Source organism: Flavobacterium granuli (assembly GCF_031456055.1).
GTDB lineage: Bacteria > Bacteroidota > Bacteroidia > Flavobacteriales > Flavobacteriaceae > Flavobacterium > Flavobacterium granuli_A.
The window spans coordinates 357,084-382,867 of sequence record NZ_JAVDTX010000002.1; the positions used below are offsets into that span (position 1 = coordinate 357,084).

Here is a 25,784-nt window from a genome sequence, read left to right on the forward strand (position 1 = left end):
AATGATTCTCCTAATCTTCAACGAACCATGATTTCATATAGGTATTTTGAATCGGCAACAAAAACCCCAAATAATCAAAATTTGATCAACAAATTCTGTGAATCATTATCCAATTCGAAACAGAATATCTCCTTTTCCCCTTTTTTATACTACCATTGCCATCTGAAGCGTAGATTAAATTAGTTATGTTATTAATCTAATTGCATTAGAATAAAAATAGACCGTGCCAAAAAATTGTTTGCAATAAAAACGAGAAAAGGACAACCCAAATGGATTGCCCTCTTATCAAATTTATATTTTTAGTGATCCTGAAAAATTTCGAACCAAAATATTTTAACCCATTAATTCACTATTAATTTTGCATCGAATAATTCTTCATTATAAAAACCTTTTATAATATAAATACCCTCATTTGCTTTATTTCCGTTTTCCATATAACCATCCCAATTAATGGTTTGATTCTCTGAATTTAAAACTGATTCAATCTTTTTTAATGGAAAACCTTTTATATCAAATACATAAGCATAAACTACTGCATCTTCCTTTTTATTGAACTTAATATTAAAATTTGCATTGGATGGATTTGGATAAACAGTTGGATGCATTGTTTCTTTTTTATCATTTACACCTCTTGAAACTGAAGCTACTCCTCCGCCATTGATATTGTAAATTTTCAAATCAATTGCATTAGCTGCACCACCTTGAGCATATAAATCCAATATATTGTTAGCTGTAGATGGAAATGAACGTGTTGCAAAAGCCAATTCGTCATTTACAAACACCTCAATTACAGAGGCATCAACAAAAATCCTCCACTTTACACTCCCAGCAGGTAAAACATAATTTGTGGATTGATTAGACAAAGGGACATCTGTCAATATGGATGATTTACTTCGATCTACAACAAAACTACTGGTAGAATAATCATAATAAATTAACGTTTGTTCATTAGTTACAATGTTTTTATTTATCGAAAAACCAACTTTAGTGGCTGTACCAGGATCGATTGTGGCGACAACTTCATATTGTGAACCAGAAGCTCCATTTAACACATTCGAAGTAGACTGACCGAAACTCACATTAGAGAAATTTGCAACAGCTCCTCTTAACTTCAATAAATTAGGATGTGGCACTTGTTTTATTTTGCCATTGACAAGTGTCCAAATTCTTGGTAAACTAAAAACATGAGCCCAACCTTGTGCTTTATGCTTAGTTGAAGAAACACCATCGGGAATAATTCCAATTGCAGTTAAGTTCCCATTACTATCTTGACCAATGGAAGGAGATAACAATTGATTAATAACATCTAGTCGTTCTGGAACTGCATTATCTCTAACAAATTGAGAACCATTAAAACTACCCGACCAATATAAGGCATTCGCATTTGGAAGTTTATTGATTAACACGATTGCTTTGGAACCAAAGTTATAATAGATCGGCATTTCCCAAAAATCTCCAGTTCCATCTACAGAAGGATTTCCTTCAAGCATAGTTCCTTGTAAAGACCATTGTGTAAAATCTCCACCTGTTGATTTATACAGAAACAGTCCGCCTCTTGGTGTACCGTTTCTTAGTCCAGTTCCTATCATCATATACCATTCTGAATTATTTTGAAATACAAATGGGTCTCTAAAATCTGCATTTGCAAATGAAGTAGGTGCATTGGTGATAATTGGATTAGCATTCTTTTTCCAAACATCATATGGTGCAGTAGAAGTGGCTAGCCCAATTCCGGCTCTAGATTTATTGACTCCAGTATAAAAAATAAAAGGCTCTCCATTTTTAATTACAGCATGACCAGACCAAATCCCAACTTCATCAAATCCTGGCTCTGGCCACAATACTTGCGTTTTTTCATTCCAACTCACCAGATCATCACTTACATAATGTCCCCAATTGATATGTTCCAAATAAGGACCGTTAAAATTTCTTTGGCTGAAAATATGGTATTTATTATTGACATAAATCAAGCCATGGGACTCATTAGTCCAAGCTGCCGAGGGCATTAAATGATATTTAGGCCTATGGATATCGTTTGCAAATCTAACATCGGTTGGTATCTTTAAAATTGGTTCCGAAGGAGTGACAGCGGTATATTGTGCTAAAATTTCTGTATCTGATAGATTTTTATCCCAAACCGAAACTTTATCTATTGCTCCACTCAAACCGTTAGTTTCAAAACCCGCTATTGTTTTATTTTTCGACTCCTTGCCTATATATATTGTGGCATTGTTATCCCAAGCAAGAATGCCTCCTGGAAATGTAATATCTTTTATTTTAGCACCGTTGAGAAATAAAGTTGCGGTACCTTGAACAGCATTTATATTTAATGACAAGAAACTCCACTTTTTTAGTTCTATCTCTTTCTCTGAAAGAATTTGTACCAATTCGGTTCCTACTTTAAATTGACCAATAAGTCTACCATGATGATTGATTCCTAATGCAACTCCTGAACTATTAGTTGTGTTTATATTTGAAAAAATAGCCGCGATAGTATTTTCTGTGATTGGATCTAAATCTTTTCTTTGAACAGGAAATGCTGCAGGAGCAATCCAACCCGTAACACATACTTGACTGGTAGGATAAGTAACTTTTGCATTTCCAGTTGCCCAACCATAATACCCATTTACTCTTAATGCGTTTCCTTCTACACCAACAATTCTTTCTGCGGAATTTACAGGGCCATTTATAGTAAAACTAGATTTTGTTTTAGTTTCGTCTAGTGATTGTCCAGAATTCTCATTAAAACCAAAAAAAAGTATTTCCTTAGCCGAATTTGGGACTGGTGTCGGTATCGGAGTGGGATCAGGTGTTGGATCTTTTTTTGTTTTGCAACTTAAAACTGCAAAACAGGTAAGGAATACAATTATATACTTTTTCATTTTTATTATTTTCGATAAAAATACAAAAGCAATAAAACGTTATAGTTAGATTATGTTACATTGACATTTTTATCAAAATAAAAAACAAATAACACTGTAAAACAAACCTTTAACAGAATAAACAATCATTCACTCCCCAAGAAAACAACTTGAAAATTATTATTTTTATAATAATGTAACATGCTTTTTTTATTAAACATTCCTAAAATCCTTAGGCGAAATAGAATATTTACTTTTAAAGGCCGTTGAAAAATAATTTGGAGAAGCAAATCCACAAGAATATGCAATTTCTGAAATATTCAAAGTTGTAGATTTCAACATCTCTTTTGATTTCTCAAGTCTATAATTATTTATATAATCTCCAACCCCTATACCTAATACCGCTTTTACTTTTCGATATAATTGAACTCTAGATATATTCAATAAAGCAGCAAGGTCTTCAACTGAAAATGATGAATCATCAATATTTTTATCTATAAACAAGTCTATTTTATTTAGGAATTCCTTTTCAATTAAGTCAAAACCTTTTATTTCAGTTTGTACTGGTGTCCTAGCATTAGTGTAAAAATATCTTAATTTTTCCCTATTAAATAACAAGCCTTTTATTGCTTGCTTCAATACTTGCAAATTGAAGGGTTTTGTCAAAAATAAATCTGCCCCTACTTCCAACGCTTTAATATTGGTTTCGTGATCATCCGAAGCAGTCAATATAATTGTCGGGATATGAGAAGTAAGAAAATTTGCTTTTAAAATTTCACAAATTTCAAAACCATTTTTTTCCGGTAAATTTAAATCACATATGATAATATCAGGAATAGTTGCCAATACATGTTCAACTGAATTTATTCCATTACATTTAAAAACATTGTAATTTTCACTTAGTTTTGACGAAATAAAATCTATAACTTCTACATTATCTTCTATGATTGAAATGGTTTGTTTATTTTCATCAAACAAAGGAGAGCTTATTTCATTTAATGTTTTATCTAAATAATTATATTCATAATCGTTTTCAAAATTTTGATCATTCGAATTTTCAATTATTTCTTCATCCTTAAAATGATCACGACCTAATTTTAAAGTCAAAGTAAAATGTGTTCCTTTATTTGATTTAACTTCAATTGAACCTTGATGTAAATCCATAAAGTTTTTAGACAAATTTAGTCCCACGCCCGAACCATTTTTATAATTATTCGACCCTTTGAAAAAAGGAATAAAAACATTTGCCAAATCCTTTTCAGGTATCCCAATCCCAGAATCTTTAAAGTGTATTTTTACAATTCCAAACTCTTTCTCCTCAACAATAGAGATCTCAATTTTACCATTATCAGGTGTAAACTTAAAACTATTAGACAATAAATTATAATATACTTTGTCTATTAAATTTTGATCTATATATACCTCTAAACCTTTATTGTTTGAAGAAAAATCAAATTTTATATTTCTTCTTGAGGCTTCTCTTTCAAACTCTTTAATTATTCTTTTTGAGAAACTCCAAAGATTTATTTTGGAAACGTTTATAGCAAAGCTTTGATTTTCACCTTTTCTAAAATCAAGCAACTGATTAATCAACCGAAGCAATCTTCTAGAATTATTATACATTAAATCTAAATCTTTTTTTACTGTATTACTTTTATTTTGAAACTCATCATGTAAGGATTCTATCGAACTTAATATCAATGTCAACGGAGTTTTAAATTCATGAGAAAGTCCTGTAAAAAAATTAATCTTAGCTTCATTACTGATTTTTAACTTATTGGCGTATAATTCAATTTCATTTTTTTGATTTACAATTTTAATATTCGTTTTTTCTAATTCTTTCTTTTTACTACGTAATTTTATACCAGAGTATAGACTAAAGACAGCTAGTCCAAAAATTAACAAACTAAAAAGAATAATGACAATCAGAAGATTTCTTTGGGTAGAATATTTTTTCTCTTGCTCTTTAATTTTATTTTGTTGCAATTCAATATCGGATTGTTGAACCGAAATTTTATCAAATTGATTACTCATTATATCGGCATTCAGAGAATCAATTAAAGTTGTATTAAGTATATTATTTTTAGAAACTATTTCCTTATTTGCAAGCTTAATTGCAAGCTTAATTGCTTCACTACCTCCAGTTGGATACAATATGGTTGCCGTTAGTTTACCATCCTTAACTGCCTGTATACCTCCATTTGGATCATTCAATCCGTCTATTCCTATAAATTTTATATTTTTCTCACGACCTTTCCGCTTTGCAACTTCCCATGCTTGGAGTGCCATATTGTCATTAAAAGCAAAAACATAATCAATTCTTTGCATACTATCCAAGACCTTACTAAAATTATTATTAAGTGATTCCAAATTCGGTGCACTTATACTTACCTTTTTAATGTTTGGATATTGATCGATAATTTGTTTAAAACCTAAACTTCTCTCTACGCTAGGTGAAATATCAGTCGTTGCCTTAATTTCCACAACATTTGCATGAGCATTAGACATAGAAGCAATATATTTTCCTGCAATATGACCAACTTCAACATTATCTGCTCCTAAAAATGAAGTATAATTGGATGTATTAACTTTTCTATCGACAATAATGACTGGTATACCTTTTTTATTTGCTTTTTCAATTACAGGCACTATAGAATCGGATCCATATGGAGCAACTATTAAGACATCCAAATGATGTTCCATCATTTTTTCAATATCATTAATCTGCTTCTTTGTACTGCCATTTGCATTAGAAATAGTTAAATCGATTTCCGGATGTAGTGAAGCTTCCACCATCATTGTATTATCCATAGATTTTCTCCAGCTATCTTCTTCAGAAATACTTTGCGAAAATCCGATAACAATCCTTTTTTGATTATCTTCCTTTGAGTCACAGGAAAACAATGTTATTAAGAGTAATAATATTATATTTTTTGACATACAATTTGTGGTATTTTATAGAATAAATTTTGATTATTTTGGCATTCATTTTCACTAAGTGGTTCATCATTAAATTGAAAAAAATATTTATTTTTCAATCAATAAATAATAATTGCCATTAATACTTTTAAAATAGGTGATCTATTAAGATAAATCGAAGGTTAAACAAAAGTATATATTTTTAGAATAAATTAAGAATCTAATGTTGTTTTCTTTAATTAACATAGGGTATTATATTACCCCTCTCATACCTCTATTAATTTGAGATAGTTTAGAATAATATCAGATTTTATAAACCTCTCAAAATAATTAATACAGCTAACATTTTCTACAAACGATTTAGGTAATAGGCTTAATGGTAGTTGGTTTTGTATTTTGGTCCCGATAGCTATCGGGATTGGTAAATCCGAAGAATGGGCTTAATTTAGTGTCAAATCCGCTATAAACAAGTGTATAACTTTTTACACTTCCTGTCATGCTTTTATTACATTTTTAAAATTTGAAAATATAGCAATTGAAGTTATCAGCGAAATGCTAGGTCACAAAGATATTAAAGCTACAATATCCTATTTGAACAAATTACCATAAAAAACTAGATCAAATTATTGATGATGCATTTCCTACTCTAAATATTTTTAATTTTAAGTTATATTTTTTTGAAATAAAAATATCTACTACGTATTTATTCTAAAAGCTGTCTTTTAGAACATAATGAGTACTTCTTCCTCCTGAATTAGCTTTAACTAATATACCTTTATTTACTAAATCGGTTATATCTCTAAGGGCAGTATCTGGAGAAGTTTTAGCTATTTTAGCCCATTTACTAGTATTTAAGTTGCCTTCAAAATTATCCATAAGTTTATTAAGCATCTTTTGCTGACGCTCGTTACTTATTTTGCCCGCATTTTTAACCCAAAAATGATGCTTTTTAATTACTTTGTCTACGATTGTACTTGAGTAAAGAATACTATTTTTTAAGCATTCTAAAAACCAAACTATCCATTCTGTAATATCTAATTCACCCTTTTGAGTTCTCTCTAATATGGTATAATAGCTTTTCTTTTGTTTGTTTATTTCAGTTGACATACTGTAAAACCTTTGATTTACACCATCTGCTTTAGAAAGTTGCATATCAGTGATAGCTCTGGCAATTCTTCCATTTCCATCATCAAATGGATGTATCGTTATAAACCATAAGTGGGCGACAGCTGCTTTTAGCAACGATTCTAGATTTTGTTCATTATTGTACCAGTCTATAAACTGTTCCATTTCTGATGCTAACCTTTCGGCTTTTGGAGCTTCATAATGCACTATTTCCCGACCCATGCCTCCCGAAACTACTTGCATAGCGCCTGAACGCCAATTTGCTACTTCAATTTTATGCATACCGCTCCTTCCTGATGGGAATAGTGCGGCGTGCCAGCCAAACAAACGCTCATCAGTCAATGTTTTATTATCGTTTTGAGTGGCATCTAACATTAATTCTACGATCCCATCAACGTGTCTATCTGAATGTTCTAAACCAGAATATTCTAATCCAAGTCTTGTTGCAATAGAGGAACGAACTAGTTCGGGGTTTAATATTTGACCTTCAATTTCAGAAGTTTGCAGTACATCTTGAATTAAAGTTTCTAAATTGGCTTCACCTTTTAGTTCGAAACCGAGCAATTCTACTTTACCCATAAGTTTTCCCTGCAAGTTTCTTACTTCGCTTAATAACGAAATAAATTCTTGCTCATTCCAATGCAAATGAGGCCAATTTTTAAGTTGATGAATGTAGATTGCCATTACTTTTTAATTTATGCGGTAAATATAATGATTATTCTCCGCAAAAAATGCGGTGATTAAATTGTTTATTCACCGCGTTTTTCATCACTGCCTTCAGGATTATGCCTTTAAGATAACAATGACCTTTAATATTCATTTTTGAATAGATTTAAAATTCTAAAGACAAAAATTATTAACAGATGAGACAGAACCAACTGAATGATATATATTACAATTTTACATCAATCCATAACAGAAAATCCAAACCAAATCGTTTGTGGAATACAAACAGACATTACAGTTAGTAAGCCAATCTATTCAAAACCTTCATAAAATTATTTGAAATTTGTATTTTATGAGTCATAAAAAGTCTCATTTATTCAAGTAGGGAATTTTTCACACTAGCTTCCCTTTTGATAATCATTACTTTAACAAGCTAAGCTTTCTCTTCATTTCGTTTAACTCCTTCTCCATCCTCTCAATTGTCCGTAAAGCTAACTCACCCGTAACATCCTCCTTATCTGCCAGTCGTTGTTTTAATCCCTGCATCTCACGGCCAATAGCAATCTGCTCAGTTATAGCATACTCTTCTGTCTGACTCACTGACTGATGTCCCAGCATTTCTTTCACGACATGAATTGGCACATTATTATTCAATGTCACGGTACTTCCAAAAGTTCTTCGGGCTTTATGAGTATTTAATGCACTAGTAATTCCACATAAATCAGCTATTTCTTTGAGATACTCATTCATTTTCTGATTTGAACTTACTGGAAGTACCGAATTTCTTTCCATGCAAACAGGATGATTTTTATACAACTCTACAATCTCAGCCGCTTTCGGCAGCAATGGAATATTAATAGGACTTCCTGTTTTTTGTCTTTCTGTTAAAATCCATTGTTCCCCGTCAACACCTTCTTTAATATCTGATTGCTTTAGATTAAAAACATCAATGTATGCTAGGCCGGTATAACATTGAAAAACAAAAACATCTCTAACTACTCCAAGACGAGCAGTCGAAAACTTATGCTTCTCCAGCAATGACAATTCAAATCCTGCTAAAGGTCTTTTCGGAACCTTTATCTTTTTACCTTTAAATCTTTTAAAAGGATCTGCAACAAGAAATTCTTTATCCAATGCAATAAGAACAATTTTCTTAAAGTTAGTAATGTATTTAAGTGCTGTATTATTAGCGTTGTTCTTTACAGTCTTGAGATAAAATTCATATTCTTTTACAAACTCAAAGTTAAGTTCGTTAAACTCCATATCTTCCACACCAAATTTATACAGCATAAAGTCTTTAACATGTTTTTTTGATATTTCAAAACGCACATGGGTACCAATGGCATATTCACCCCTTTTTACTAAAGCAAGCATTTGATCGTTATGAAGCTGAAATTCCTGCAGAACCGTAGTTCTCTGCTTGGTTTTGCCTAAAATAAAATTAATCAGCTTTATACTGCTCAGGGATTCCTGCTTTTCCGTAAGCTGATCTGCAAACTTTCTTATTTTCATTTCCAGCGAGTACAAAAAGAAATTTAATGTTTTAGCATCTTCTTTATTTCCTGTTGCCCTTCCTGTTTTCTGCTCCCATCTGTTTACATTCCATTTTCGTTTAGTGGAGGTTTCTTTGGGCACACCATTAACAGTAATCCTAAGATAAATAAATCTTTCATTGGTACTCTTTGCAGAACTCTTCAAAAAGAAGATAATTCCAAAACTGTTTTCTAACATAATTCAACAATTTAATAAGTTAATAAAGGTCGAATTATAATATCTCTAAATCAAGTCGTTAACCAGCTTTACATCTCTAACAAACAATGCTTTACGTTGTTTTTTGTGGCAACTTTTTTTGAAAGCGTAAAATGCCACAAACAATCCTCAAACAATCCATAAAATTTCGAGCAAAATGAGTTTTTTTGAACATAAAATTACGTTGTTTTTGTGGCAACTTTTTTTGACAGTATAAAATGCCACAAATAATCCACAAAATTTCGTGCAATAATGAGCGTTTTTGAAAATAAAAATGAAGAATAAAAAAACCCGCATCTTAGTAAAGATGCGGGATTCCTGTGTTTTAACCAATTTTTAATCGAATTAAAAATTGGTCTAAGTGAACGCAGAAGGAATACTTGCACACTTGTAAACCTGCATGTTTATTGACTTTTTATATTTTATCGTGGCTTTTCCGTGCCAAAATCTCTTTTAATTTGGTTAATTTTTCCTCTATTTCCATTACTAACTGGACTGCTTCTGTGTTGTAGGAATCGCCAGGTTCATTCATAATATGAATTGTATCATCATCATCTCGCACTAAATAATCGATATCCGCATCCGGGAAGTATTTGGCTATTTTTTTAATGAATGTCGATGAAATTTCATCGCTATTCATATAACGACTGACCATCTGTTCGTTGTAGTCATCCATTATCTTACTTACGTCTCTTTGCTTCAAACCCTTACTATCAAAGAATTCTTTTATTTTTTTTGAAAATCCCATATTTAGAATGATTTTAAATTATACTAAAAAGTATAATTTATTACAAAAACTATACTTTTTAGTACAACTATTTAATACTTTTGTATAACAAATAACAACCTGATGACAAATATAACAATAAATAACAAAGGCAAGAATGTGCAAACGCACATCGACAAGGCGTATGAAATAATTGATAATCATTTGCCATTCAATTATGTAACCGCTGTATTAGAGAAACTTCCAAAAGGGACTGATGTTACTGCAGGAATGATTCGAAATACCAAAAAAAAACTATCTAAACGAATTGATATTCTAAATGCAATGGTCGAAGTAGCATTGGAAAACAAGGTTTTAGAAGACAAATTAAAAGAATTGACCACTTAAAAATCACAAATCCATGACACAAACAGTACCAACAATCAACAGGCTTTATCCTGGTCTTGCAGATTCTTGCATAGAATTTTTTAATGATCAGGAGGAAACAAAAGTTATACAAAATAGTAAAGTTTTTCCCTTAGACGAAGCTTCATTTTCGGTTATCCAAATCTTAGATGAAGAAATTGAAAAAGATCCTTTAGTAAAAAGCCACTTAATGGCCATGCATCCGGATTCCAAAATCAAAAGAACTAAGCAATTTGTGAGTTGCAGATTTGGTGGATTGGATTATCAAGGTGATATCAAGGATGGTAAACTCCAAGAAGGAGAATATTGGGAATGCCCGCTAAGAGGAAACTGCAAAAGCGAAGGAATCCTTTGTAAGCTTCCATCCTACAACGGCCAGCAACTACAATTACAGGAAGTAAAGCTTCTTCAACTTACAGCCACTAACAAAACCAACGATGTTATTGCCGAAGAATTGAATCTACCATTAGGCTCATTCCATAAGGCTAAAAAATATCTATATGAGAAACTCGGAATCCAAACCAAACAAGAGGGGGCTATGATATCCATTTTCTTAAACCTTATTCAGTTCTAAAAAAACTGGGTCACGTTCTTACCAATCCTGTGTGTGCACTTACACACGTAACCACTCCTTGTGGGTGGTTTTTTTAACTAAACCATTAAATTAAAATATATGTTAGACGACAAACTTCAATCAAGAAAAGATCTACTCGAGGAACAACTTGAGAGTGTTGAAAATTCAGGGTTCTATACTGATCATCAGATTCAAGTTCTTTCAAAACCTTTAAGATATGAGTTGTCATTAATAAATGATTCCTTATCGTTTGAGTTCCTAACACTCCAAGAACTACGCCAGCTACAAAGAAAAATACAAAATGCAATAGTGACAAAACATCATTCAGGAACTGGTTTTATTATAAATTTTTCAAATGTTTTTTTATCGCTAAAAAAAGAAACTAATAATTTCTTTTTCCCAAAGCCATATATGACTAATGAAGAGGTTTATAGAAGAGGTTTTAATAACTCAAATCTGAAGATCAATGTAATCGACGCCCAAGTACTAACCCCAAATCATCAGGAGGCTTAGTTATGGGATATATCAAAACAACATTTATAGACAAACTTCTGGAGCGTGCCCATATTGATGAAGTCATAGGCAAGTATGTAGAATTAAAAAGAGCCGGTGCCAACTATAAGGCTAAATCTCCTTTTAGCGATGACAAAACAGCATCACTAATGGTTTCTCCAGTGAAAAACATATGGAAAGATTTTTCATCTGGAAAAGGTGGCAACGTTGTTTCATTCGTTATGGAGAAAGAAAGCTGTACTTATCCTGAAGCTATTGAAAAAATTGCAGGAATCTATAGTGAAGTTGTAGAATATGAAGCTGTAGAATTTTCGGAGAAGAAAAAGGAAGTATTAGAGAAAAAGGAAGAATTACGCAAAGTTTTAAAAGCTACACACGAATTATACCAAAAAGAATTTTTGCGCCTTTCTGATGACCATTCTGCTGTGCAGGAAGTAAAAGTTAAAAGAGAATACTCAGACGATACTATATTAGAATGGGGAATTGGATTTGCTCCGGATAATTTTCTTTATAATAAATTATCGGCATCCGGAAGAGTTTCTCAAGGAGAAGCTTTAGGATTGATCACTAATCAATGGGATAAATATTCTGAGCGGGTAATATATCCAATCCACGATGGTAATGGGTTAATTATTGGATTTGGCGGGCGTGATATTTCCGGAAAGCCTAATAGAGGAAAATGGATTAATCCAGATGTGAACGCATCAAATTTACTTTACAATAAATCTAAAGTTTGGTTTGGCCTGCATAAAGCAAAATTGGAAATACGCAAACGTGGCGAAGCTTTTTTGAGTGAAGGTTATAATGATGTTATCGGAGCGCATCTTTACGGATTAGAAAATACAGTGGCCAGTTGCGGAACTGCTATTACCGATATCCAAATTAATGAACTCAAAAAACTTTGTACAAAGGCAGTTTTTTGGATGGATCCTGATCCTGCAGGTAAAGCTGCCGTATTAAAACAAATTCCTCTTTTTATCAAACAAGGATTTCGTACCGAAGTAATTTATACAGACTTAGACCCTGATGATTTCTGTCGTAAGTATTCTGATGTTATTGCGCTTTGTGGCGGATTGAACGAAATGTTCAAAGTACCTGGTATCCGTAAAGATGGATTTGGAATATTGGTAAATGAATTTATCAAGAAAGATTATTATCAACTTGAGGAAGATCTGATTTTAGAAAAAGAAATTCTTCAAAACCTTATCATCGAATTTGAAACTGAAAAACAGGCGCTAATACAGGAAAGAAACAAGATTGAAACTGATTTTTTGACCGTTGACAATCTTCTAAAAGAAATTGTAATTACAAAAACCAAAAAATCTGATGAATACAAAGAACAACAAATCACGACTGCAGCTGTAAAAAGCAATTTGGAGAAAATTAAAAACCAAATTAAAAATTTTCAGGAGCCAATACATTTAAAAAAACAAAAAACAATCGTTTCAGATTTGACAATAAAATTTGAAACCGCTTATAAGAATGCGGAAATAAATAGAGCATCTGGAGCCAAGGAACTTTGCAAAGTAATCATCAATATAGAAGATGATGCCTACTTTCAAATTTATTTAAATTGGATCCAGTTAGAAAGCAAACTTCCAAAAAGCACGATTAATTCTTGGATAAAAGAATTACGTGCAGAAATTGAACCTGTAGAGGAAGAATATCACATTGATTATGTTTTACCAATTGATGTGAAAGTTCCGATGAAGGAATTAGAAAAAAACATCAAGCACTATGGAATGTTTGTTGCAAACAATCAGATCTATATGTCACTGCCTGAAAGCCGTGACGGGAAAGTATATTTCACTTCGATTTCAAATTTTTCTATTGAAGTTTTACAGCATATGAATGATGAAAAGTTTCCTCGAAAACTGATTCGTCTTAAGAACATTCACAACAAAGAAGTAATCTTCGATACCAATTCAGAGAATCTAAATACGCCTTTGAATTTTTACAACACAATGAGTGGCCACGGAAATTTTAATTTCAAGGGGAGCAATAATGATCTGCAGATATTAAGAACATTTCTTCTTGACAATATGGGAGATGGCCGAAAAATTGAAGTGCTGGGGTGGCAACCAGATGCCAATATTTGGGTTTGGAATAATAGAATAATCAATGAAGAAGGCGTTGATATCGTATTAGATGAAAATGGGGTTTTTGTACACAATGATACTCACTATTATATCGCTTCGGCAAACAAGATCTACAAGCATACATCAGGAAAATATAAGGCTCAAAAGCAATTTAGAGTAATGGAAAATCCTATTTCATTTGAATCTTACACGGCAAAAGTTTTAAAAGTACATCGTGAACACGGGATATCCGCCCTACTCTTCGCTATCGCATCATTGTTCCAAGATATTGCAGTGGACGAAACAGGAAGCTTTCCAATATTGTTTTTTTATGGACCAGGTGGTTCCGGAAAAGATGAGTTGGCTTATATCGTTCAAAGCTTTGCAGGAATTCCGCAAATACCTATCAATCTGGAAGCGGGTGCATCTACATTAAAAGCAAAAATTATTGAGTTGGCACAATTCAAAAACGGAATTTCTCAATTATCAGAATATAAGCGAGGAGATAACAAGCTTGATGGAACCATCAAATCTATATGGGATAGAGTTGGGTACAAAAAAGGAAGCATTGAAAGCAGAATTGCAATGGATACCGTAGATATCGAATCATCGGTAATACTTACAGGAAATGATTACCCAAATTCAGAACCATTGATCATCCGTTTGATTTGGAACGAAATGACAAAAAACGTTTTCAGCCAAGAAGAAATGGTTGAGTTTGACGAATTGAATGACTGGACTACAAAAGGTGTTAGCGGTTACTCCCATCATTTATTGACCTACAGAAAAGTATATAAAGAGAATTATTCTAAAGGTTACCGCAAATGGAAAGGTATTCTTCAAGAGAACTTTAAAACAGCCAAAGGAAGAATAATTTCAAACCTTGCAGTTTTGGCAACCACTTTTGAGATCGTTCGGGATATGACCGATTTGACACTCCCATTCACCCAAAATGAAATGATGGAACATTTTAAAAACCAAGTAGAGCATCAAACGGCAAAAATCAATTCGGCATCTATAATGATTCGTTTTTGGGATTGTTTCATCGCATCGCTCCGAGGTAATAAAGACGAAAGATTGCAGGCCAACTATATTGTTAGCGTAGAAGAAAACACGCTGTACATTCAATGGACACACACAATGGATAAGATCGAGCGCAAATGGTGGTCACAATATCATGAAATGCCACCAGGCCGTGCTTCGTTCAAAGATGAATTGAAAAAATCAGGAGCGTGGATAGAAGATATCAAATCCCACAGTTTTGCAAGTGGTAGAATGGCCAATCGTTCCAGCGCCACAAGCATTAACATGCTACAGCTTTCTGAAAACGTAAGAGAAGATATTACTGGCTCAATAATGTACCAATTAAACGAAGGTACACTCTGGGATAACAAATCAAAAGACAATACTGAATCAGGCCAAGATGAACAGCTCCCGCTCAATTGGAGGGAGATTGAGGGCGCCGATTCCGATTTTTTATAAAATTTCCCTGCGACCCATTTAAAAAAAATATAATTAAACGGAAGCGTGGAGTATAAAAAAACTGTCACAACATTCTCAACATATCTAACTTATTGATTTTTAAAATATTAAAGTTGAGAAAATGTTGAGAATGTTACAGAGTGTTGAGAAATAAAATTAAGTTTCTGTAACATTCTCAACATAAACGAAGATAAAGCCTTGATTTTTAAAGGTTGAGATGTTGGGAAAGTAAAAGACAAAAAAGGACTTAATGTGTATCACGAAAAAAAAATATTTTTTTTCAAAAAAAATAAAAAATTTAAAAATCACTTAAATAAATAAAAGCCATGAGCAAAATCACAAAACAAATTGCAGAATTGACAGCTAAAAAATTAGTGAAGCCAAAAAAAGAAAAAATAGATATTCAGAAAAAGGAATTAAAAGAGGAAGTAGAAAAATTACTGCTTAAACAAATTCCTACTGATGTTTTAACTTTTTATAAAAAATATCCAAACTATACAGATACATCTGCTAGTGTGGAAATAAGTGGAAATGGATGGAATTTTCAAAGAGTCCTTTTAAATAAAGAGTTACCATCGCCTAATAAAAATAAACATCAACTATTACCTGATGTTGAAAATGCATCAATATTATTAAAGCTTTTTAATGAAATTAAAGATGCTGAGAAATCAGTCGAAAAATTAGAAGCCGATTTATCAATAACAATTTTCGCTCTTAGAACTTATAAATCAGTAGAAGAAAATTTTCCAGAAGCTTTTGATCTACTCCCAAAAATTGTAAATAACTCACTTCAAATCAATTTATCAGACATCAGAAATAGAGTAAATAATTAATCACTTAATAATTAAAAATCATTTAACGATGGCAAAAACAATTATCCTAACAGGACCACAAGGCTCAGGTAAAACACTTTTATCAGAGACAATCCAATGCCTAAATTCTGGCAAAAAAATTTTAAAAACTGATTTTAATAAAATTGGCTGCACCACAAATGTATTCCTTTTAAGAAGAGACTTGGTAATAGTAGAAGAAGTTCCAAGCAAGGAATTACCTAAACTTTTAGATCGAATTGAAGAGATGACTCCTAATTTAAAAAAACCACATTTTATCATTATCTGTCAATCAATCCCCGAATTAAAGAAAAGCTATACGTACACAGAAATAAAATGCTCTTATAATCAAAAAATAATTTAGCGATGAAAAAAGAAGTAAAAATTTTAGAAGTAGAACACATTGATATGGATGGCCGTGATGTGGAAATAGAAATGCTTGATGGAAATGTAGTAAGAATAGGTAAAAATGTTCAGGATTTTTACTTCAAACTTTTGAAATTACCCGTAGGATATCGTTGCAAAATATTGCAATTAAATATTGATGAACTGCAAAATTTCATAAAAGAACACACTAAATATTACAACCAAAAATTGATTAGTGAATTTAAAAAAAAATGGGTTTGGCTTATAGATAGCGAAGTATATGATTTCTCCGATAAAGAAATAAATGAGGAGTTTTTTGGGGTTTCCTTAGATAAAAAGCAAATACTAGGAAAATTAAAAAGAAACTCATTTGACACAACACAGGTGTTTAAAATGTTGGATTTTTTCAAAGAAAATGATGATATAAAAGAAGATTACGAAGAATAATTAATCACTTAATAAAATGTACACCTTTAACGAGATCAGACTAATATTCACCAGGTGCAGGGATTTTGCCGAGTTAGAAAAAGTATGTGAAGGTTTCCTGCTAATAGTCAACGATGGTGGTCTAACTGTAGAACAGGAAAGATATGCCAGAACACAGTCACTTGTGAGATTTAGACAATTAAAAGTATAAAATCTATAATTATGAATCCAACATTTTTAGAAGTTCGAACAGCATTAAGATCTGCTACAAAGCATGATTTGTTTACTGGAAATGTAAACGAAATGCATGCGGTACAAGGAATCAAAGAAAACGTAACTGTTTTCTACTTGGATGAAAAAACAAAAGCAATTTCAGGCCCTTATAACCTTCATGAAGGTACCAACTTTATGAATGTGTTTATTAGAATGACTTGGGGATTATGTGGAGTGATCACTCCTATTCCCAAAGTTGTCTCCCCTACTGATTTCATTTTTGACTTAGTGCTGCGCGAAGCTTCTTTAGATGATGTAAAATACAACTCAAAAAATGTCCGGCTGCATCTTTTGTATTACACATATGCTAGCCAAGTTCTTTCGGGTCCATTCTATATAGACGATAGCACAACGAGTTTATATCTCGAAAATCTTGTTTCCAAAAAGCAGATTTTCATCCCGAATGAGAGACAGCATTTTAGAAAAAAGGAATATAAAAAAGCCGGTTAAAAAATGGAAAAATTAGAAATATTTCTTGAAAAAAGAATGCGACAATCGGAACATCATGCAATGATGATTCGAAGATACAATGAATTTCCCGATCAGTTTTTAGGAAGCAAAAATTACACAGAACAGGATTCTATTGATGCTCAAAATGATTCTGTAAAATGCAAATTAGCCTTAAAGCTTTTAAAAGAATTAAAAAAAGCAAAGCCCGGTACAAAAGAAATCACAATAATAATCACTTAAATAATAACACCATGACAGAAGAAAACAAAGTAATTGAAATTCCTATAAAAGTAATTCTTATAGGAGAATTTAAAGAGTTCCATTCCTGGGTAAAAAACGTTCAGGATTGCATTAACAAACTAGGTGTGAATTCAAAGTTACTGCACTTAGATAAAAAGGGGTTTGCTACCAACGGTTATGATCTAAAAAATCACAAAACCGAAACTCCTTATCCTGTAAAAACCTACTTAATGGTTCAGGATCCAGAAATACAAACTGCAGTTCCTTTTAAATCACTTTCAAATAATTAACCATGAGTAATAAAAATTGTATCGTATGCGGGCTTAACGAAAAAGCTTGTCTACACACCCAACAGCTGAAAGATGAAATTAAAGATCTGAGAGTAATCAGATTGGTTTGGTTTTGTGTGGGAGTTCTGTTTATGTGCTTTTTATTCTTAATTAAATTTTGGTAGATATGAAAACGAAATTTCACCCAATGCTATATTCTACTCCAATGGTTCAAGGAATTTTGGAAGGTATAAAAACGAAAACTCGCAGAACCAAAGGCTTGGAAAAAGTAAATATAAATCCTGATGAATGGAAATTTGAAGCTTTATGCAGAAATCCTGATAATGAAGAAGACAAAAATTTACATGCTTATTTTACTGTAAAAGGTACTGAAACGTGGATGTATCAAAAATGTCCTTACAATGTTGGGGATGTGCTTTGGGTTCGGGAAAACTTCCATTATATACATGATTCCGATACAAACGCTTTTTTAAGTTATGGATATAAGGCAGATAATAACTATAAAGGTGCTAAATGGAAACCATCTATTCATATGCCGAAAGTAGCCTGCAGAATATTCCTTAAAATAAAATCTATTCGAGTTGAAAGGCTGAATGAAATTACAGAAGAAGATGCTATACAGGAAGGTTGTTCAAAGTATGGTCCATTTGGCGAATATAAAGGTTCAATACATCCTAATGGAGGAGCAATGAAATATAGAGCGTATTCTAAAGCATCAAGAGCATTTCAATGTATTTGGGAATCTATTAATGGAATAGAATCTTGGAATAAAAATCCATTCGTTTGGGTTTACGAGTTTGAACAAATTGAGAAACCTAACGACTTTATATAATGGCCGAAGAAATAAAAATAAACGCAACCCTTGTTTTTGAAATCACTTCAAAACGCCATTGGATAAATGCTTTCCCCGGTGCAATTCCTGAATTGCCAAAAACTGAAAAATATATTTGGATAGACAGCAAAGGAAATACTGCAAATTGTGGTGAAGACTTTATGAAAGCTGATAGTGCTGGAACCTACCCTGTCAAAGTTTATTTATTGCAAAGGATTTGCCACACCGAAAAGAACGAATATACAGAAGGACTTTTAAAATATCTTGGATTATGATATACGTAGTAGATTTATTTTGTGGCGGTGGCGGAACAAGTACCGGTGCATCACAAGCCGAAAATGTGAAAGTTATATATTGCGTTAATCATGACCCAATCGCAATTAAAAGCCACGCCGCTAATCATCCAGATTGCATCCATGCAATTGAAGATATTCGAAAGTTGGATTTAACAGTTTTAAAAAACCTCATTGCCGAAATCAGAGAAAAGGATCCTACGGCATTATTTGCGCTTTGGGCATCATTAGAGTGTACCAATCATTCTAAAGCCAAAGGCGGTATGTCTCGTGATTCAGACAGCAGAACATTAGCTTATGACTTACTTCGTTATTTAGAAATTGATTTTGATGTTGTCTATATTGAAAATGTTCGGGAGTTTATGATTTGGGGACCTCTAAGAATAAAAGAGGGTAAAAAATCAGATCACTTGCAATCAGAATTGGCTTTAGATAAAAAAGGCTGCTACCACATGGTACCAGTTCCGGAATACAAAGCCGTTTATTATAATGATTGGGTAAGTAAAATGGAATCACACGGATTTAATTTTGATCATAGGATTTTGAACGCTGCTGATTTTGATGCTTACACATCCCGAATCCGATATTTTGCACAATTTGCAAAACCTCATTTTAATATTGAGTGGCCAGAACCAACCAATTCGAAAAAAGTTACTCCGGAAAATAAATTGAAACCGTGGAATGCTGTAAAAGATGTTTTGGATCTGGAAGAAAAAGGAGAAAGCATTTTTATACCAGGTAGAATAACTTCGGATAAAACTTTTGAGCGAATTCTTGGAGGTTGTATTGTTCATGTTGCCAAATTAAATCAGAAGCAGTTTATTCAGAAATACTACGGCACTGGGAAAAATGTTCAAGGAATCGATACGGTATCGCCTACAGTTCCTACCAAAGATAGAATGGCATTAATGAGCGTTAACCATTTTGTGTATCGTGATTTTGGAAGAGAAACAAATTCAAGCATTGACAGTATTGCTGGCACAATGCCGACTAATCCAAAGATGAATTTGATATCAACGGATCCGTTAATACTAAATTTCAATAGTTCTACTTCACCAGTTACATCATCAAAGGGCATTAGTCCAACGGTAACTACTGTTAGAACTCATTACATTATTAATCCTTCTTGGTTTAGTTTGAGCACTCGCAGTATAGAAGACCCTGCTCCTACTTTGATTGCTCGAATGGATAAAGCTCCACATTATTTAATCACTACAGAAACGGGAGAATTAGCTATCGAAGTTTACGAAACTGATTTGCCACATGCAGTAAAACTTAAAGAGTTTATGGCAATGTATGGCTTGAAAGATATTTTAATGCGAATGTTTTCCGAAGTGGAATTGCTTAGAATAATGGGTTTTCCGGAAGGATATATTTTGAAAGGTACAAAAACCCAAAATAAAAAATTTATTGGCAATGCCGTAGAAGTGAAACAAGCCAAGGCAATATTATCAACATCATCAAAGGCTAATTCAGTTAAAGAAAAAGAATTAGCCGCTTAAAACTAAATACTATGAAAATATCAGAAGTGCCAATCGGCCACAAATTTAATCACGGAACCAAAGGAGAAGGAATTATAATTGGTAAAACTAAAAGAACATTGACAGCAAAATTTGATATATGCACTACTAAAGTTACGTACAGATATTCAGATGCATATTTTTCAGTATCTGATTTTTAACAGGGAAGTATATTTAAAATAATAATCTTGCTTATAGAATAGCAGGAACAAACATAAACAACATGAGAAAAAGTTTTGTACAAAAATCGGCTAGTTCATTTTTTGAAGGCAAGCAAGCCACTGTCTTAAATGAGATTATGAATTTAGGAGGTGATAAAATAGGTGTAGGTATGCCAGTAACACTGCTGGGGAAAAATAGAGATCGCAAGGACTACTTAGACGTTAAATTCGGTAATACAGAAATATATGGCGTTTCGCCTGATGATTTGGAACTTATAAAATAATTATGAGAAAACTAAATGTATTAAAAGTTACTAAGGCAAAAGTACAAGAAGAATGGGGCTATATCTTGCCTTTGATATGGCCATATCACGTATATATTAGATGTAATTCTAAAGGAGATGTGAACTGGGAGAAAGCGCCAGTTTATCAAAAAACTGAGTTAGACAATAGAGGTAATTATGAAATTCATATTAAAAAAGAAACATGAATAAAGAACTGAATTCAATAGAAAAATTAATGCTGACTATAAAAGACAAGATGCGAGAAACGCCATCCTACATTGTAAAAGGTGTTTTTGCAGAAGTGATATTGATTGCTCAGGAAATCAATGATAGTGAAAAAAGAGAGGAACATGAAAAAGCAAACTTATCACCGACCACCGATATCGAACGAACTCAAGATAAAGATAGTTGAACGATGGCGTCATTCGACTTTTAATTCTATCTCACAGCTGATGAAAGAATTTGAATGCTCAAAGTCTCAAATTCACAAAGCTATAGATGATTACCTATCACCAAAAAAACCTTCGTAAGCGGAGGAATTTCTAACTTAAAAATAAATAATATGTATTTAGTAAAAGAAAATGACGTGTATAAACGTGAAAGAGAGAAAGAATTTACCCTTAAAGAAACGATTACTTTAAATCTTCCAACTCCTGTTATTTACCAAAAAGAGGAATATGACTGGTACATGACCGTTGCACTTGAAAAAGTGGATAAAGTAACTCAAGACAGGCACTTGCTTACTTCTGAATTGATATTAGGCTATCGTTGGGCAATTCGCGAAGGTTATAACCATGAATTAGATAGTGCTCTAAAAAATAAATATGATTATCCAAGAAATCAAAACACAGTAAAAGGAATTCAAGGTTATATTGATCGTATTAAAAGGGCTTCTGATGCTGAAATGGAGTCAATGGGAATCGAGCCGTAATCTGTACGGTTGATCAATAAATATCAAGTTACTTAAAACCGCTCCAATTGAGCGGTTTTTTTATACTTTTTTGTATAATTATTACAAATAGTTATACTAAAAAGTATAGTTTTTGTTATCTTCGTAAAAATATTTTTTTTATGGAACTACTTGATAAGGTGAAAACTAATCCAAATATATGCGGTGTCGAACTTGCATTTAATGGTGATCTTATTCCTTCCAAAATTTTGGACTGGCAACAATTCCATAATTCTCTAATGTCCGGCACGGATTTTACCAAAGCGCATTTTGGTTTGGCCTCTGTTTCGTTTGGTGAAGAAAGTGAAACAGTAAACTCTGGTCCATTATACAAACAAAGTGTCACAATTCGTTTTCCATCGACTGATGAAAAGAGAGCCGAGCGATTGGCAATGATGATGGATGTAAAATTTCTAAAACTGAAATTGACCAATGGACTTGATTTGGTTATTGGCAGAAACGATTTTAAACAAAATGCACGTCCAAAAATTGAGATAAAAACGAATATTAAAACAGCAGAGGCAACATTCAAAACTGTTTCGATATCTCCATCCGGTTATGTTCCAAATCCAAATTCTTATGGTTTGCCTGCCTTTATACCCTTAACACTTTATTAGTTATGAGTTCAAATCTACCTGTTAATTGGCTTGACAAAGTTAATAGTCCAGAACTATTAGCTTTCCTGCAACAATATGGTGAAGAAACCTACCTTTCTGCAGAAGAAATAAATCAGATTCGAGATGCTCTGAATGAGTTGTTTGACAATACACCTTCCAATTATTCGCAAATAGTGTACGTTAATGCAAATACTCCTGCAGCTGCTACAATATTTGATATTGAGAATCCACCTGTTACAAATCATGATGAATTAAAGAATGATGTAAGAAATCTTTATGTTGGAGCAAATGGTTCTAATTGGACTTATAAAACAAGTCCTGCGGGTTATTCATCTGAAAATGTTGTGAGTAATCTCGGTTCTCAAATTGCTGCTGCACCTGAAAAGACAACAATCGTAGATAACGATAAAATAGGTATTTCGGATTCACAAGATTCTAATAAAACTAAATTTTGGAAGTGGTCGACTATCAAGGCATATATTTTAGATTATTTCAGAAGCCAGATAGAGATAAGTGGAGCTGTAACTATTCAGCCGTCTTGGCATGGTAAATTGATAATTGCCACTGCTCCAAGCACGATAACTGTTCCTGCTACTTTGTCTGCCAATCATGCTTGGGAGGGATATACTATGACAGGTGCTACAGTTGCATGGGCAATTACTACTCCAAAATCTTGGGAAAACGGAACGCCCACTGCAACTCCTGAGAAAACAACATTTGCTTTCTTTCAAAGAGGTTCGACAAATTCAGTAATCTTATTGCAATAATTATGAAAAGGAGATATGATTTTGGAAGAATTAAATATAGATACCTTGACGGAACAGGGGCTTCAAATATTGTATTTAGTTTAAGAAAAGCCTATACTTTTTATAGTGGCAATTGTATTAGAGTAAGAAGAAGTTCAGATAATACAGAATTAGACATAGGGTTTTTAGGTTATAAATTAGACTCAGCTTCTTTACTATCATTTGTAGGTAGTGGAAACGGATATGTAAGAACATGGTATGACCAATCGGGTAACGGAAACAACGCTGTACAAACCGTGTTAGCTAGTCAACCTATTATAGTGGAATCAGGGGTTTTGAACGTCGAACTTGGCTTGCCTACGATAAAATTCACAACTGCTCACACTATGACGTTGCCAATTTTTGTTCTTAATCAATTTAGTATTTTTTTAACTGTTTCAACAAAAACAGGGTCGCCAAATTTAGGTGGTGTAATGGCTATATTTCCAACCACAGGATATGGCGCTATGGTAAGCGGAGCATCGGGCGATGCTACTTCGCACATTGTAAGAATAAAAAACCACATAGGAATAACAGGGTTTGGAAATAGTGCTAAAGGCGCTTATTTACCTCCTAAGCCTTTGTTTAGGATTTCATTTCATAATAACGGGTCTAGTGATGTTAATAATAGTTCAAATACTTCTTTTTCTGGTCAAACAGAGGCTGTCTACCAAAACCCTTTAACCGTAAATACTGCAAACTGGACAGGTAGTTATTCAGTAGGTATCGGTAGATTAAATCATGGACATAATGGCACTACTTATAATATGAATCTTAGCGAAGTAATCGTATTTAATTTTGATAATAGAAGCAATAATACACCAATAATGAATAATATTAAATCATTTTATAAAGTAGCTTAATCATGATAAAATCAACAGAAAAAGGAAAATACGGGGATGCACGTACAGGGTACAAAGAATCACTAATTGAAACCAGTATTGTAAGTTTTACTTCTCTGCCAAATGGAAGAAGTTACCAAATTGAAAATTATTTAGTTGGTGATAATGGAGCAAAACTACTTTATGGAGAACAGTTTTCAAAATTTATATCCAATTCTGAATTAACTGCATTGGATTCTTATATAGAGAGTTTGGGCGTTTCATTTACTAAAGAAGTAGACGGTGTAATAGTAGAATTGTCAAGCAATGAAAGAGAGTGGGCGAAGTTGCCTTATGGATTACTGTATTTCGTGAAAACCGATTTTATTCTTGATGAAAATGGATCGCCAACAGGGCTAACTGTCTTTATGTTGCTTCCTGAAAAATGGGTATTGTGCTAGGTTCAAAATCAAAATATTTCAACCAGGACAAAGCAACTCTTTTTGAATGTAGAGATAAAGTATTTCGTTTTTTGGATTTGAAAGGTTATGGAATAAACGAAATAGAAGTTTATTTAAAAGCTTTCGATTATTTCTGTGATGATACAAATGCTTTTGATGGTGCAACTATTGTAAAAGATTTACATGACTTGCCTCATTTGGATTTGGACGCAATGTTGCATGATTACCATTATATGGTTAACAATGCAGCTTCAAATTTTGTGACAAAATGGAAAGCAGACTGGATATATGCCAAAGGGAACGAACGTAAAGGAAAAGGACAATACAGCGCTTTTAGTCGTTTTGTAGGACTTACAATTATCGGAGTTGGATTTGTTCCTTATGCAAGGTTAAAACGTGGAAAACTAACTCCATTTCAGAGAAAAGAGATCACAAGAGATTATTACTTATTAATTCACTAAATCAATAGCCTATGTCATCCATTGTCCCAATTACTATTCGTGAACATTTGGTTCCCTACTTTTTTAAGGAAAGTGAAGGGGATGTATTTACTTATGGAAATCAGAAAGTCAAGACGGCTTTGTTTTCTCCGGATGTTTCCAGTATTGGGAAAATTATTAGGATGCTAATGATTAAATCGGGCAAGCCATTGAAGATAAATAATTTCAATTTATGTCTAAAGGTTTCGGATGATGGGAACAAGAAAATATACACTGGCCAGTTCTATAAACATGAAAGCGGGAGAAATTCTTACTTGATGCTTCCGGAAGAGGCCAATGATGATATTAATGATCTGTTGGAGGATATATTCCGAATGTCATTTGTATCCTACATGAATGGCTGTATTGAAAACAATGATGAAGCGGTGGTAGTTTCGGCTATTGATAAATGGATTGACAAATATGATTTACTTGAATTTGGATTCTCAAATGACACTTTTCGGCAAATCTTTTATCGTGAAAAAAAAAACGGGAAAATAATCGCACGATTCCAAAATAAGAAGTCAGCAAGGATTTTGAATTTTGCTTCATAAATAGCTGTCACGGCAAATCTTGATTAATACCCTTATGTTCTGTAAGGGTATTTT

The 25,784-nt window shown here is 32.8% G+C and carries 30 protein-coding genes; 24 read left to right on the plus strand and 6 right to left on the minus strand.

Features of this window, described 5'->3' with window-relative positions; genetic code table 11:
• Window positions 1-341 precede the first annotated feature (341 nt).
• The 6 genes from J2W95_RS05740 to J2W95_RS05765 form a co-directional block, all read right to left on the minus strand.
• Window positions 342-2,882, minus strand: coding sequence for a glycoside hydrolase family 32 protein (locus J2W95_RS05740; RefSeq protein WP_310004860.1), 2,541 nt, complete (start codon window positions 2,880-2,882; stop codon window positions 342-344).
• Window positions 2,883-3,074: 192 nt separating this feature from the next.
• Complete coding sequence (locus J2W95_RS05745; RefSeq protein ID WP_310004862.1) at window positions 3,075-5,801, minus strand: hybrid sensor histidine kinase/response regulator transcription factor; 2,727 nt, start codon at window positions 5,799-5,801, stop codon at window positions 3,075-3,077.
• Between the two features lie 339 nt (window positions 5,802-6,140).
• Complete coding sequence (locus tag J2W95_RS05750; protein ID WP_310004864.1) at window positions 6,141-6,278, minus strand: hypothetical protein; 138 nt, start codon at window positions 6,276-6,278, stop codon at window positions 6,141-6,143.
• Between the two features lie 210 nt (window positions 6,279-6,488).
• Window positions 6,489-7,589, minus strand: coding sequence for a Fic family protein (locus J2W95_RS05755; protein ID WP_310004866.1), 1,101 nt, complete (start codon window positions 7,587-7,589; stop codon window positions 6,489-6,491).
• 402 nt (window positions 7,590-7,991) lie between these two features.
• Window positions 7,992-9,302 (minus strand): site-specific integrase, encoded by a 1,311-nt coding sequence (locus J2W95_RS05760; protein WP_310004868.1) that lies wholly within the window; start codon window positions 9,300-9,302, stop codon window positions 7,992-7,994.
• Window positions 9,303-9,735: 433 nt separating this feature from the next.
• Window positions 9,736-10,068 (minus strand): helix-turn-helix domain-containing protein, encoded by a 333-nt coding sequence (locus J2W95_RS05765; RefSeq protein ID WP_310004870.1) that lies wholly within the window; start codon window positions 10,066-10,068, stop codon window positions 9,736-9,738.
• Between the two features lie 102 nt (window positions 10,069-10,170).
• On the opposite strand from J2W95_RS05765, the gene J2W95_RS05770 reads away from it, so the two are divergent.
• The 24 genes from J2W95_RS05770 (at window position 10,171) to J2W95_RS05885 (ending at window position 25,730) form a co-directional block, all read left to right on the plus strand.
• Entirely contained in the window at window positions 10,171-10,434 is a 264-nt protein-coding gene (locus tag J2W95_RS05770; RefSeq protein WP_310004872.1) for a hypothetical protein, read from the plus strand.
• 13 nt (window positions 10,435-10,447) lie between these two features.
• The gene (locus tag J2W95_RS05775) at window positions 10,448-11,026 is read left to right on the plus strand and encodes a helix-turn-helix transcriptional regulator (protein ID WP_310004875.1); all 579 of its coding nucleotides are present in this window, start codon (window positions 10,448-10,450) and stop codon (window positions 11,024-11,026) included.
• Between the two features lie 99 nt (window positions 11,027-11,125).
• Window positions 11,126-11,539: a hypothetical protein gene (locus J2W95_RS05780; RefSeq protein WP_310004877.1), complete on the plus strand. Its 414-nt coding sequence runs from the start codon at window positions 11,126-11,128 to the stop codon at window positions 11,537-11,539.
• Between the two features lie 2 nt (window positions 11,540-11,541).
• Complete coding sequence (locus tag J2W95_RS05785) at window positions 11,542-15,099, plus strand: DNA primase (protein WP_310004879.1); 3,558 nt, start codon at window positions 11,542-11,544, stop codon at window positions 15,097-15,099.
• 326 nt (window positions 15,100-15,425) lie between these two features.
• Window positions 15,426-15,932, plus strand: coding sequence for a hypothetical protein (locus J2W95_RS05790; protein ID WP_310004880.1), 507 nt, complete (start codon window positions 15,426-15,428; stop codon window positions 15,930-15,932).
• Window positions 15,933-15,960: 28 nt separating this feature from the next.
• Window positions 15,961-16,293: a hypothetical protein gene (locus J2W95_RS05795; protein ID WP_310004882.1), complete on the plus strand. Its 333-nt coding sequence runs from the start codon at window positions 15,961-15,963 to the stop codon at window positions 16,291-16,293.
• Between the two features lie 2 nt (window positions 16,294-16,295).
• Window positions 16,296-16,742 carry a hypothetical protein gene (locus tag J2W95_RS05800; RefSeq protein ID WP_310004884.1) on the plus strand — a complete coding sequence of 149 codons (447 nt, stop codon included), beginning with the start codon at window positions 16,296-16,298 and terminating at the stop codon, window positions 16,740-16,742.
• Window positions 16,743-16,943: 201 nt separating this feature from the next.
• Window positions 16,944-17,444: a hypothetical protein gene (locus J2W95_RS05805; RefSeq protein WP_310004886.1), complete on the plus strand. Its 501-nt coding sequence runs from the start codon at window positions 16,944-16,946 to the stop codon at window positions 17,442-17,444.
• 3 nt (window positions 17,445-17,447) lie between these two features.
• Window positions 17,448-17,684 carry a hypothetical protein gene (locus tag J2W95_RS05810; protein WP_310004889.1) on the plus strand — a complete coding sequence of 79 codons (237 nt, stop codon included), beginning with the start codon at window positions 17,448-17,450 and terminating at the stop codon, window positions 17,682-17,684.
• 11 nt (window positions 17,685-17,695) lie between these two features.
• On the plus strand, window positions 17,696-17,974 hold the full coding sequence (locus J2W95_RS05815; RefSeq protein ID WP_310004890.1) for a hypothetical protein: 279 nt from the start codon (window positions 17,696-17,698) through the stop codon (window positions 17,972-17,974).
• A gap of 166 nt (window positions 17,975-18,140) precedes the next feature.
• On the plus strand, window positions 18,141-18,806 hold the full coding sequence (locus tag J2W95_RS05820; RefSeq protein WP_310004892.1) for a hypothetical protein: 666 nt from the start codon (window positions 18,141-18,143) through the stop codon (window positions 18,804-18,806).
• Window positions 18,806-19,081, plus strand: coding sequence for a hypothetical protein (locus tag J2W95_RS05825; RefSeq protein WP_310004893.1), 276 nt, complete (start codon window positions 18,806-18,808; stop codon window positions 19,079-19,081). The genes J2W95_RS05820 and J2W95_RS05825 overlap by 1 nt, the downstream gene beginning before the upstream one ends.
• The gene (locus J2W95_RS05830) at window positions 19,078-20,601 is read left to right on the plus strand and encodes a DNA cytosine methyltransferase (RefSeq protein WP_310004895.1); all 1,524 of its coding nucleotides are present in this window, start codon (window positions 19,078-19,080) and stop codon (window positions 20,599-20,601) included. The genes J2W95_RS05825 and J2W95_RS05830 overlap by 4 nt, the downstream gene beginning before the upstream one ends.
• 11 nt (window positions 20,602-20,612) lie before the next feature.
• Window positions 20,613-20,780: a hypothetical protein gene (locus J2W95_RS05835; protein ID WP_310004897.1), complete on the plus strand. Its 168-nt coding sequence runs from the start codon at window positions 20,613-20,615 to the stop codon at window positions 20,778-20,780.
• A gap of 62 nt (window positions 20,781-20,842) precedes the next feature.
• Entirely contained in the window at window positions 20,843-21,064 is a 222-nt protein-coding gene (locus J2W95_RS05840) for a hypothetical protein (RefSeq protein ID WP_310004900.1), read from the plus strand.
• A gap of 2 nt (window positions 21,065-21,066) precedes the next feature.
• Window positions 21,067-21,270, plus strand: coding sequence for a hypothetical protein (locus J2W95_RS05845; RefSeq protein ID WP_310004903.1), 204 nt, complete (start codon window positions 21,067-21,069; stop codon window positions 21,268-21,270).
• Window positions 21,267-21,476, plus strand: coding sequence for a hypothetical protein (locus J2W95_RS05850; protein ID WP_310004905.1), 210 nt, complete (start codon window positions 21,267-21,269; stop codon window positions 21,474-21,476). Before J2W95_RS05845 ends, J2W95_RS05850 begins: the two co-directional genes overlap by 4 nt.
• 150 nt (window positions 21,477-21,626) lie before the next feature.
• The gene (locus tag J2W95_RS05855; RefSeq protein ID WP_310004907.1) at window positions 21,627-21,995 is read left to right on the plus strand and encodes a hypothetical protein; all 369 of its coding nucleotides are present in this window, start codon (window positions 21,627-21,629) and stop codon (window positions 21,993-21,995) included.
• A gap of 140 nt (window positions 21,996-22,135) precedes the next feature.
• The gene (locus J2W95_RS05860; RefSeq protein ID WP_310004909.1) at window positions 22,136-22,630 is read left to right on the plus strand and encodes a hypothetical protein; all 495 of its coding nucleotides are present in this window, start codon (window positions 22,136-22,138) and stop codon (window positions 22,628-22,630) included.
• A gap of 2 nt (window positions 22,631-22,632) precedes the next feature.
• Window positions 22,633-23,397: a hypothetical protein gene (locus J2W95_RS05865; RefSeq protein ID WP_310004911.1), complete on the plus strand. Its 765-nt coding sequence runs from the start codon at window positions 22,633-22,635 to the stop codon at window positions 23,395-23,397.
• A gap of 2 nt (window positions 23,398-23,399) precedes the next feature.
• Entirely contained in the window at window positions 23,400-24,278 is an 879-nt protein-coding gene (locus J2W95_RS05870) for an arabinofuranosidase catalytic domain-containing protein (RefSeq protein ID WP_310004913.1), read from the plus strand.
• A 2-nt stretch (window positions 24,279-24,280) separates the two neighbouring features.
• Window positions 24,281-24,697, plus strand: coding sequence for a hypothetical protein (locus tag J2W95_RS05875; RefSeq protein ID WP_310004915.1), 417 nt, complete (start codon window positions 24,281-24,283; stop codon window positions 24,695-24,697).
• A complete protein-coding gene (locus tag J2W95_RS05880) occupies window positions 24,682-25,158 on the plus strand; it encodes a hypothetical protein (RefSeq protein ID WP_310004917.1) in 477 nt (158 codons plus the stop codon). Before J2W95_RS05875 ends, J2W95_RS05880 begins: the two co-directional genes overlap by 16 nt.
• Before the next feature lie 11 nt (window positions 25,159-25,169).
• Window positions 25,170-25,730, plus strand: coding sequence for a hypothetical protein (locus J2W95_RS05885; RefSeq protein WP_310004918.1), 561 nt, complete (start codon window positions 25,170-25,172; stop codon window positions 25,728-25,730).
• Window positions 25,731-25,784 lie beyond the last annotated feature (54 nt).